Genomic DNA, 8,867 nt, shown 5'->3' on the forward strand with positions numbered 1-8,867 from the left:
CAGGAGCGTTGCTATAGAGCCCGGCGAAGAAAGTGTCGGGCCCCGTGATGCGGACGAGGAGGATCCCGCCCACGGGAGGCGAGGACTGGGGACCCGTGCAACCCCCACTCCCCGGGGCTTCCACCGGGATACGGGCCAGGCTTCCCAGGGCGTTCCCGGTGCTAGAAGCGCTGATGACGATCCCGGAGAGCAGGTAGCTTTGCCCGTTCAAGGTCTGGACCAACCCCGGCCTAGGGCCAGCACTCTCAAAGGGAACCTCGATGGAGCTCCTAGGGCTACGGTAGGTGTAGGTGAAGGAGAGGGTACCCGGAAGGGGGTTGGACTCGTAGGAGGTTCCGTCCGCCCTTCCGACGCGGAGCCTCGAGGGGCCCGTCAGGATTTCAACGGTCACCTTTCCCTTGAGGTAGACCTTGATGGTTCTGCGAGCAAACCACCAGCGGCCGGGACCTGGTGGCCTCTTTTGTCATAGCCCGCACTTTTGGCGACGTTTCACCCCAACTTTCCTCGGCGGGAGCCTAGTACCACTCCAAAACAGCCCGACGCCTGGCCGAAGGGTTGGGCTGCCAGTTAATAGGCCTTGCTGTAAAGGGCCAAAAAGTCATCAATGTGGGCCCTGGCCCCTTAGCCCTTGACGGGAAGGAGGGGGGGTGCTAAGCTCAGGTTAGCCGTAAACGTTTACGATGATGCGAGATAGGAAGCTCACCATTAAGGAGTTGGCCCGGCTTGCAAACGTTTCCGTTGGTACGGTAAGCCGGGCCCTCAACGACCGTCCCGGGGTGAGCGCCGAAACCCGGGCCCGCATTTTGGAGCTGGCCCGGGCCCATAACTTCGTGCCCAACCTGGCGGCCCGGGAACTTGTGGGACAAAGCACCTTGGTAGGCCTCCTGGTGCCTCCCGGGGTACCCCGGTATACCCCTTACTTCAGCCTCCTCTTGGAGGCCCTGGGGGAGGAGTTATGGCGCCTGGGCCTGAGGGTTGCTGAGGTTCCGGCGGATTCGCGGGGGCTACCTTTGGGCCAGGCCCGGGGCTACATCCTTTTGGGAGCCCATGACCACGATCCCCGGCTAGAGGCTCTGCGTCAACAAGGGGTGCCCTTCGTGCTCATCGGGGTGCAGGAGGGGGTCTTCTGGGTGGCCCCCGACGACGTGGGGGGTGCCTACCAGGCCACCCGGCACCTCCTCGAGCTCGGGCACCGGGCGATCGCCCATGTCACCGGCTACCTGCACCACCAGGCGGGTCGGGAGCGCCTTCAGGGTTACAGGATGGCCCTTGGGGAAGCGGGCATTCCCTTCCGTCCCGATCTGGTCCTGGACGGCAAGTTTCAGGCCTTGGCCGCCTACCGGGCTGTTAGGCAGGCTTGGGAGCGGGGGGTTCGGTTTACCGCGGTTTTCGCCGCATCCGACGAGATGGCCCAGGGAGCGTGGGCGGCCTTGGAGGACCTGGGTCTTGGGGTTCCCGCCCAAGTGAGCGTGGTGGGCTTTGACGATCTTCCCGAGGTGGGAGAGGACCTTACCACGGTTCACCAGGACATCCCCATCCTGGCCCGGGAGGCGGTGGCCCTCCTTAAGGAGGCCATGGAGGGTAAGGAACCCTACGGAAAGCGCCTGCCGGTCTGGCTGGTGCCCCGGGGTTCCACGGCAAGGAGGGAGGTGGGATAAGGAGGGAAAAACCGGGAGGCCTTCGGCGTAGGAGTCTGCTGGAAGAAGAAAGGAGGAACAGCATGAAACGCTGGTTGTTGGTGGTCCTGACGGCGCTGGGTTTGGCCGTGGCCCAGACCCAGGTGCGGATATCCGGCTGGGGCGGTCCGGATACAGCGGTGGTATCCGGTCTCCTAAAGGAGGTGGTCCAGCCCCAGCTGGACCGGGAGAACATCCGGGTGCTTTACGAACCCATTGAGGGAGATTACACCCAGTGGCTTTTTAACGCCCTTTCGGCAGGCACGGCTCCCGATCTCTTCTATGTGGACATCTTCTGGGCGGAAAGCCTCTTTGCCACAGGGCGCGTGGCGCCCCTGGACGCCTACTTCAGCCGGGAAGAGGTCCAAGCCTTTTTGCCCAATCTGGTCCAGGCCTTTACGTACAGGGGCCGGCTTTACGGGATACCCAAGGACTTCAACACCCTGGCCCTCATCTACAACAAGGACCTCTTCGACGAGGCCCAGGTGCCCTATCCCCACCAGCAGGACACCTGGGATTCCTTGGAAGGCAAGCTGCGCCAGGTGCAGACCAGGCTCAAGGACGTGGCGGGGCTTTGCCTGGTGGCGGACTTCGCCCGTTTCGGGGCCTTCGCCTTTGCCACCGGATGGAAGCCCTTCGACGCCCAGGGGCATACGGTCTTGGACCAGAACTTCCGCCGGGCTTTTGAGTGGTACACCGGCTTGGTGCGTCGGGGAGCGGCCCGGTTCGCCCAAGATCTAGGGGAGGGCTGGACGGGTGGGTGCTTTGGTGGGGAGAAGGCGGCGGTGGCCATCGAGGGAGCCTGGATTGCTGGTTTCCTCCGGGATAAAGCCCCCAACCTGCGCTACGGCACCACCTTCCTGCCCTTGGACCCCGTGACCAAAAGGCGCGGCAACTTTGTGTTCACGGTATCCTGGAGCCTAAACGCCGCCAGCAAGAACAAGGAGGCCGCTGCCCGAGTCCTTAAGGCCCTAACCTCGCCCCAGGCCCAGCAGTGGGTTTTGGAACGGGGGCTGGCTATCCCCAGCCGCAAGGCCCTTGCGCAGAACCCCTATTTCCAGAGGCCCACCAAGGAGGCGGAGCTGAACCGGGTGGTCTTCCTGGGCTCCACGGCCCAAGGGGGCAACGTCTATCCCTTCAGCTTCCGCGGGCTTGGAGGCGACTGGATGCGGCCCATCAACGAAGCCTTGGCGGCGGTGATCACCGGTCAGAAGAATGTGGACCAGGCGCTAAGGGAGGCCCAGGCGGCCCTGGACCGGCTCACGGGTAGGAGGTAGCCTGGGGCCCTGGGGGGTGGCGCCTGCCGCCCCCCAATGCCTTTCTCCAGGAGATGGCCTATGCGCCTAAAAGCCTCATCCCTTGAGGCCCTCTACGCCCTTCTTCTCCTTTTACCCTTTCTCTTCACCCTCGGCGTCTTTTTCCTGTACGCCTTCCTCCGGGCCATGGTCTTTAGCTTCACCGACTACAACCTCTTCGACCCCCCTAGGTGGGTGGGCCTTGCCAATTACCTGCGCCTCGTACAAGATCCCCTCTTCCTCACGGCCCTAAAGCACTCCTTGGCCTACAGCCTGATCGTGACCACCTTGCAGACCCTCCTGGCCCTACTCCTGGCCCTGGCCTTGAACCGCCCCTTGCGGGGCGTCACCTTTTTCCACACCCTCTACTACCTGCCCTCGGTGGTGTCCACCGCGGCGGCCAGCCTCCTCCTCCTATGGCTCTTTCAGCGCACCGGGGTGGTGAACCAAGGCCTCTCCTTCCTTCTGGGTTCACTGCCCTTTTTGGCGTTGGGTTTCGTGCTTTTTGCCCTGGTTCAGGGGCTGGGGGTGGCCTGGTGGCGAAGAAGGGGCAGGGCCCTTCCCCTACTGGACCCGGGTCTAGCCTGGGTGTCCCTGGCCCTGGCCCTCCTGGGGGTTTACCTCCTGGGCCAGGTAGGGTGGGTGAGGCCTTGGGAGGTCAGGGTGGACATCCCTTGGCTCACCACCCGCACCACCTTTCTGGGGCTTCCCTATCCCCTTTGGGCCATCATCCTGATGAACACCTACACCACCATCCCCACCTTCATGGTCATCTTCTTGGCTGGGCTCAAAGGCATCCCCCAGACCCTTTACGAGGCGGCGGCCCTGGATGGGGCCAGCCCTTGGGTGGTCCTGACCCGGATCACCCTGCCCCTCCTACGACCGGTGCTCTTTTTGGTGGTCACCCTAGGCCTAATCGGGACCCTACAACTCTTTGACCAGGTCCTCTTCGTGGGCGGGGCTGGGGGGGCTCCTCTAGAGAGCACCATCACCCTGGCCTACTACGTGTACGGGAACGTCTTCCCCCCGGGGGCCTCCCCAAGAGTGGGCCTGGCCTCAGCAGCCGCCTTGGTGCTGGCGGGCCTGACCTTGGCCGTGGTCCTCCTGCAACGGCGCTTCGGGGTAGGGGAGAGGGGGTGGTCCTGATGGAAAAGGCCCGGCGCCTCTGGGTCCGCTTGGCCTGGGCCTACGGCCTTCTACTGGCCTTCGGGGTCTTCTTCGTGGGGCCCTTTGCCATGGGGTTTCTGGCCAGCCTCAAGGCCAATCCCCTGGAGTGGCCCTTCTCCTTCCGGTTTGCCCAGGTGAGCCCCAAAAACTGGGTGGCGGCCTGGCGCCTGGGCCTCGAGGGCGGGGGGAATCCTTGGCTAGGGGGCATGGTTCCGGGGCGGGAGGTGGTCCTGGAGGTGGCCTACTTCAGCCCGGAGGGCCAAGAACCCACCGTTTTGGCCCAGATCCCGCGCAGGAAGCCGGGGGCGGGCATGGGGGCGGTGTTTGAAACCCCGTACGCCGCAGACCACGTGCGCCTGGAGGGGCCCGTGCGGGTAGAGGCCCGGCCAGCCCGGTTGGGGGATCGGGAGGGTATGGTCTACCGTTACCGCTTGCGCCTGTTCTACCCGGGAGAGGGGCCTGTGTTGGAGCGGGTGCCCCTGGACCTGGAGGTTCCCCGGGGGGTGGTCCTGGTGGGCGCCAGCCTGGATCCCACCAGGTTGGAGCGACGGGGAAGGGTGGCCAGCTGGGACAACGTGGTCCCCGGGCTTTTGGGCTACGTTTTCCACAACTACGTGAGGGCCTTCCGGGAAACCCGGAGCCTGGACACGGGGGAGAGCCTCTTCTTGCGCTGGACCCTGAACTCCTTCCTCCTGGCGGCTCTGAAGGTGCTGACTACCCTTGTCTTTGCTTCCATGGCGGGGTACGCCCTGGCGCGGATGCGCTTTCCTGGAAAGCACGCCCTTTTTCTTTTTATGCTCTTTTCCATGATGGTGCCGGCCCAGGTCACCTTCATCTCCAACTACCTCGTTCTTAAGGACGGTATCTTCGGCCTGTCCCGCCTTTTCGGGGTGGAAACCCTCCTCAACACCTACACCGGCCTTGTCCTATCAGGCCTCGTGGGTGCGGGGGCGGTCTTCCTCATGAAGCAGTTCTTTGAGTCCATCCCCCGGGAGGTGGAGGAGGCGGCCCTTATTGATGGGGCCACCCCTTTAGGGATTCTCTTCCGTATCGTCCTGCCCATGTCCACTCCCGCCTTGGGGGCTTTGGCCATTCTCACCTTTCAGGGCACCTGGAACGAGTTCTTCTGGCCCTTGGTGGTCCTGACCAGTCCCCGGGAGATCTACACCCTCCCCTTAGGCCTTCTCTCCTTCCGCAACGCCTACGGCCAGGTGGGGGATTGGGGTCTGATCCTGGCCGGGGGGTTCCTCTCCATGATCCCGGTCTTGGTGCTCTTTGCCCTTTTCCAGCGCTACTTTGTTGAGGGCCCCAGCCTTGGGGCCGTGAAGGAGTGAACGTGGTGCCGCTAAAGGAGGATGACACCTACCTGGTCCTGAATGGGGAGGGGTTTGCCCTGGAGGGGGCCGAAGGGTTTTACCGCCACGATACCCGCTTCCTCTCCCGTTACCGTCTCCGGTTCCGCCCGGAACTCACCCTCCTACAGACCCGCTTCCCGAGGCCGGACCGGCTGGTGCAAGACTGGGCCCGATTTGCGGGCCCCGATGGGGAGGTGTACCTGCGGCGGGTCCTGGAGGTGCACCGGGGAAAGGTGGTGGAGAGGCTGGAATGGCGCAACCTCACTGCCCTTCCCCTGGAAGTGGGGGTGGCGTGGGAGGTCCAGGGGAGCTTTGTGGATATATTCCAGGCCCGTGGTTGGCACGCCCCGCCCAGCCAGAGGGATGGCCTCCACTATCGGGCCCCCGACGGGGTGGAGCAGGGGGTGGCCTTTCTCCCCGAGCCCCCTCCGGAGGGGTTTCGCCTCCAGCTGCCCCCCAGGGGTAGGGGAGAGCTGGTCGTGGAGATGCGGCTGGAAAGTCCCCTGGAAATGCCCGCCAGCCTACCTGACTACGAGGCCTTTTTGGCGGGCTTTCCCCAGGAGGCGGGGCCTTGGGGCCCGGTGTGGCGCCAGGCGGTTCTGGACCTGAGGGCCCTTTTGTTGGCCACCCCCGAGGGGCCGGTGCCGGCTGCCGGCATTCCCTGGTTCGTGGCCCCCTTTGGCCGGGATAGCCTCCTCACCGCCTTCATGATCCTCCCTTGGGGCAGGGAGGTGGCCAAGGGGGTCCTTCGCTACCTGGCCCAACGCCAGGGCACCGCGTGGGACCCTTGGCGGGAGGAGGAACCGGGGAAGATCCTGCACGAGGTCCGCGTGGGGGAGCTTTCCCGTACGGGGCGGCTTCCCTTTGCCCGTTACTACGGGACCGTGGACGCCACGCCCCTTTTCCTGGTGCTCCTGGGACGGTACTTGGACCTCACCGGTGATCTGGGCCTGGTGCGCACCCTCCGCCCCCACTGGGAGGCGGCCCTTGGCTGGATACAGCGAGCGGATCTGGATGGGGATGGGTTTTTGGAGTTCCAGCCCAGCGGCTCAGGCCTAGCGGTGCAGGCTTGGAAGGATTCCCACGACTCCATGAGCCATGGGGACGGGCGGCTCGCCGAGCCGCCTTTGGCGGTAAGCGAGGTGCAGGGCTACGCCTACGCCGCCTACCAGGAAGCCGCCAAGCTGTACCGGGCCCTGGGGGAGGAGGGTCTAGCGGAGGGCTGGCGCCGGAGGGCGCAGGAGCTTTTCGCCCTCATCCAGGAGAGGTTTTGGCTCCCAGACCTCCGCACCTATGCCCTGGCCCTGGACCGCAACAAGGAGCCCCTTCGGGTGAAGACCTCCAACGCCGGCCATCTCCTGTGGGCTGGGGCAGTGGCCCAGGAGTTGGTTCCGGAGCTGGTGGAGACCCTCTTTTCCCCGGAGCTCTGGTCTGGCTGGGGCTTGCGCACCCTGGGAACGGGGGAGGCCCGTTACAACCCCCTCTCCTACCACAACGGTTCGGTCTGGCCTCACGACACGGCCCTGTTTGCGGGGGGCCTTTTCCGCCATGGGCTTCTGGAGCAGGGGAGGAGGGTGGCAGAGGCCTTGAGGGAGCTTGCCCTTTCCCAACCGGATGGCAGGTTACCGGAGTTGGTGGGCGGTTTTCCCCGGGAGGAAGGGTATCCTCCGGTGCCCTACCCCGTGGCCTGCCGCCCGCAGGCTTGGGATGCGGGGGCGGTGGTGTACCTGTACAGCTTGGAGCGAGGTGTGAGGGTTTGGTAATGCCCCTTAGCGGACCAAGGTGAGGATGGTTAGGAAAACGGCCAAACCGGTAAAGTACAGGGTGAGACGGTTGAAGGCCACCCCAATATCCCCCTTAAGCTCCTGGCGCAGGGCCTGGAGATCCGATTTGACTTCCCGGCGCAGACCTTGAATCTCTTCCTTTACCTCCTGGCGCAGGCCCTGGAACTTCCCTTCCATTTCTTGACGCAGGGCCTCGATGTCCCCCTTGACCTCTTGGCGTAGGGCCTGTATCTCCGCCTTGAACTCTTGCCGTAGGCCCTGGAACTTCCCTTCCATTTCCTGGCGCAGGGCTTCGATGTCCCCCTTGACCTCTTGGCGCAGGCCCTGGATCTCTCCCCTGACCTCCTGGATCTCCCCCCTGACCTCCTGGCGTAGGCCCTGGATCTCCCCTCTAACCTCCTGGCGTAGGTTCTGGAGCTTCCCCTCTATATCCTGACGCAGGCCCTGGAGCTTTCCCTCTATATCCTGACGCAGGGCCTCGATGTCCCCCTTGACCTCCTGGCGCAGGCCTTGCAGGTCCGACTTGACCTCGTGGCGCAGGAGGTCCAGGCGGGCTTCCAGGGAGGTCATCCGGTTCTCCAAAGCCTCCATCCGCCCCGGGAGGGTGACCATCACCCCCTCCACTAGACCCTCCAGTTTGTAGACCCGCTCCTCAATGGTCATCCCCTTCCAGCCTAGCATGGTGCGGTGCCCCTTTCCACGGTTCCCACCCGGACCTTGGGGTCCAGCTTTGGGCATCCCCCGGGACGGACCCTGGGGAGGGCTCTGCTTGGACCCCTGAAGGCGCAACCCCTGGCGGAGGGGGAGGTCTGGGGATGGGGCTCTTGACTACATGGACTATGGGTCAGCACCCTGTAGCCAAGATGCCCGCCAGCCCATCCCTTTGAGTAGGGGCCCAATGGCAATCCCCTTACGGGGGGCACCCTTGCAACCGCACCCCGCTAAGAACCGTCTCCCGGGCGATGCCCCCAGAGGGGGTCTTGGGGGCAACCCGGGTTTTCGTACCTGGCAAGGAAGCCGTGGGCGCAAGGTCCCCCAGGGCCAGGAGCCTCGGCCGGGACCGGTAGGCCCTCTGCCCTGAGGGGATTGGGCGTGGGGAAGGGGCCCCAGGCCCTCGGTGGGCCTGGACCCTCCCGCCGAGGCGGAGGAGGGGCTTTTCCGGCACTGGCCCGGGAGTTGGCCCGCGGGCTTGCTGGAAGGGCGGCCTGGCGCCTGGAGGTGGAGGCCTTGGCCGAAGGTCTGGCCTTCCGGGGGGAGGACTGGCCCAAGGCCCCTGTGCGGGAGGTGGGGGAGGTGTACCGGGCCTTGGTGCGGGCCTTTGGGAGGAGCGGGGCCCTGGGCCTGGCCCTGGAAGGGGTGAGGATGGGCCCCTCGAGGCCCCAGCTGCGCCCCCCTTGGCCGTGCACGGCTCCCCCGCCCCCTTTCTGGTAAAAAGGGGGCATGGTCCTGGCCTCCTTGGTGCTACTGCTGGAAGGGGAGTCGGCCCCGGAGCCCCTAGGCCTCAGGGGTTTCTTCTACGGCCTTCTGAAGGAGGTGGCCCCGGGGGTACACGACCAGGGGGAGAACCCCTTCAGCCTGGGATTTGGGGGA

At 65.0% G+C, this 8,867-nt stretch carries 8 protein-coding genes and 1 pseudogene; 7 read left to right on the plus strand and 2 right to left on the minus strand.

The window, feature by feature from the left end:
• A partial coding sequence (locus tag Q0693_RS08840; RefSeq protein WP_298630888.1) for a hypothetical protein occupies positions 1-391 on the minus strand: 391 nt, incomplete at its 3' end.
• 289 nt (positions 392-680) lie between these two features.
• On the opposite strand from Q0693_RS08840, the gene Q0693_RS08845 reads away from it, so the two are divergent.
• The 5 genes from Q0693_RS08845 (at position 681) to Q0693_RS08865 (ending at position 7,256) form a co-directional block, all read left to right on the plus strand.
• On the plus strand, positions 681-1,658 hold the full coding sequence (locus Q0693_RS08845; protein ID WP_298630891.1) for a LacI family DNA-binding transcriptional regulator: 978 nt from the start codon (positions 681-683) through the stop codon (positions 1,656-1,658).
• Positions 1,659-1,720: 62 nt separating this feature from the next.
• The gene (locus Q0693_RS08850) at positions 1,721-2,953 is read left to right on the plus strand and encodes an ABC transporter substrate-binding protein (RefSeq protein WP_298630894.1); all 1,233 of its coding nucleotides are present in this window, start codon (positions 1,721-1,723) and stop codon (positions 2,951-2,953) included.
• A gap of 60 nt (positions 2,954-3,013) precedes the next feature.
• Positions 3,014-4,117 carry a sugar ABC transporter permease gene (locus Q0693_RS08855; RefSeq protein ID WP_298630897.1) on the plus strand — a complete coding sequence of 368 codons (1,104 nt, stop codon included), beginning with the start codon at positions 3,014-3,016 and terminating at the stop codon, positions 4,115-4,117.
• The gene (locus tag Q0693_RS08860; RefSeq protein ID WP_298630900.1) at positions 4,117-5,472 is read left to right on the plus strand and encodes a carbohydrate ABC transporter permease; all 1,356 of its coding nucleotides are present in this window, start codon (positions 4,117-4,119) and stop codon (positions 5,470-5,472) included. Before Q0693_RS08855 ends, Q0693_RS08860 begins: the two co-directional genes overlap by 1 nt.
• The gene (locus Q0693_RS08865) at positions 5,469-7,256 is read left to right on the plus strand and encodes a glycogen debranching N-terminal domain-containing protein (protein ID WP_366140536.1); all 1,788 of its coding nucleotides are present in this window, start codon (positions 5,469-5,471) and stop codon (positions 7,254-7,256) included. The genes Q0693_RS08860 and Q0693_RS08865 overlap by 4 nt, the downstream gene beginning before the upstream one ends.
• Positions 7,257-7,262: 6 nt before the next feature.
• Here the strand turns inward: Q0693_RS08865 and Q0693_RS08870 are convergent, their stop codons facing one another.
• Complete coding sequence (locus Q0693_RS08870) at positions 7,263-7,958, minus strand: apolipoprotein A1/A4/E family protein (protein WP_298630903.1); 696 nt, start codon at positions 7,956-7,958, stop codon at positions 7,263-7,265.
• A gap of 546 nt (positions 7,959-8,504) precedes the next feature.
• Here Q0693_RS08870 and Q0693_RS08875 point away from each other — a divergent pair.
• Together Q0693_RS08875 and Q0693_RS08880 are read left to right on the plus strand one after the other, a co-directional pair.
• A complete protein-coding gene (locus tag Q0693_RS08875; protein WP_298630906.1) occupies positions 8,505-8,708 on the plus strand; it encodes a hypothetical protein in 204 nt (67 codons plus the stop codon).
• A 9-nt stretch (positions 8,709-8,717) separates the two neighbouring features.
• Positions 8,718-8,867, plus strand: a pseudogene (locus tag Q0693_RS08880) (CRISPR-associated protein Cas6); the annotation flags it as partial.

The sequence above is a fragment of the uncultured Thermus sp. genome (assembly GCF_938010445.1).
Classification (GTDB): Bacteria; Deinococcota; Deinococci; order Deinococcales; family Thermaceae; genus Thermus; species Thermus altitudinis.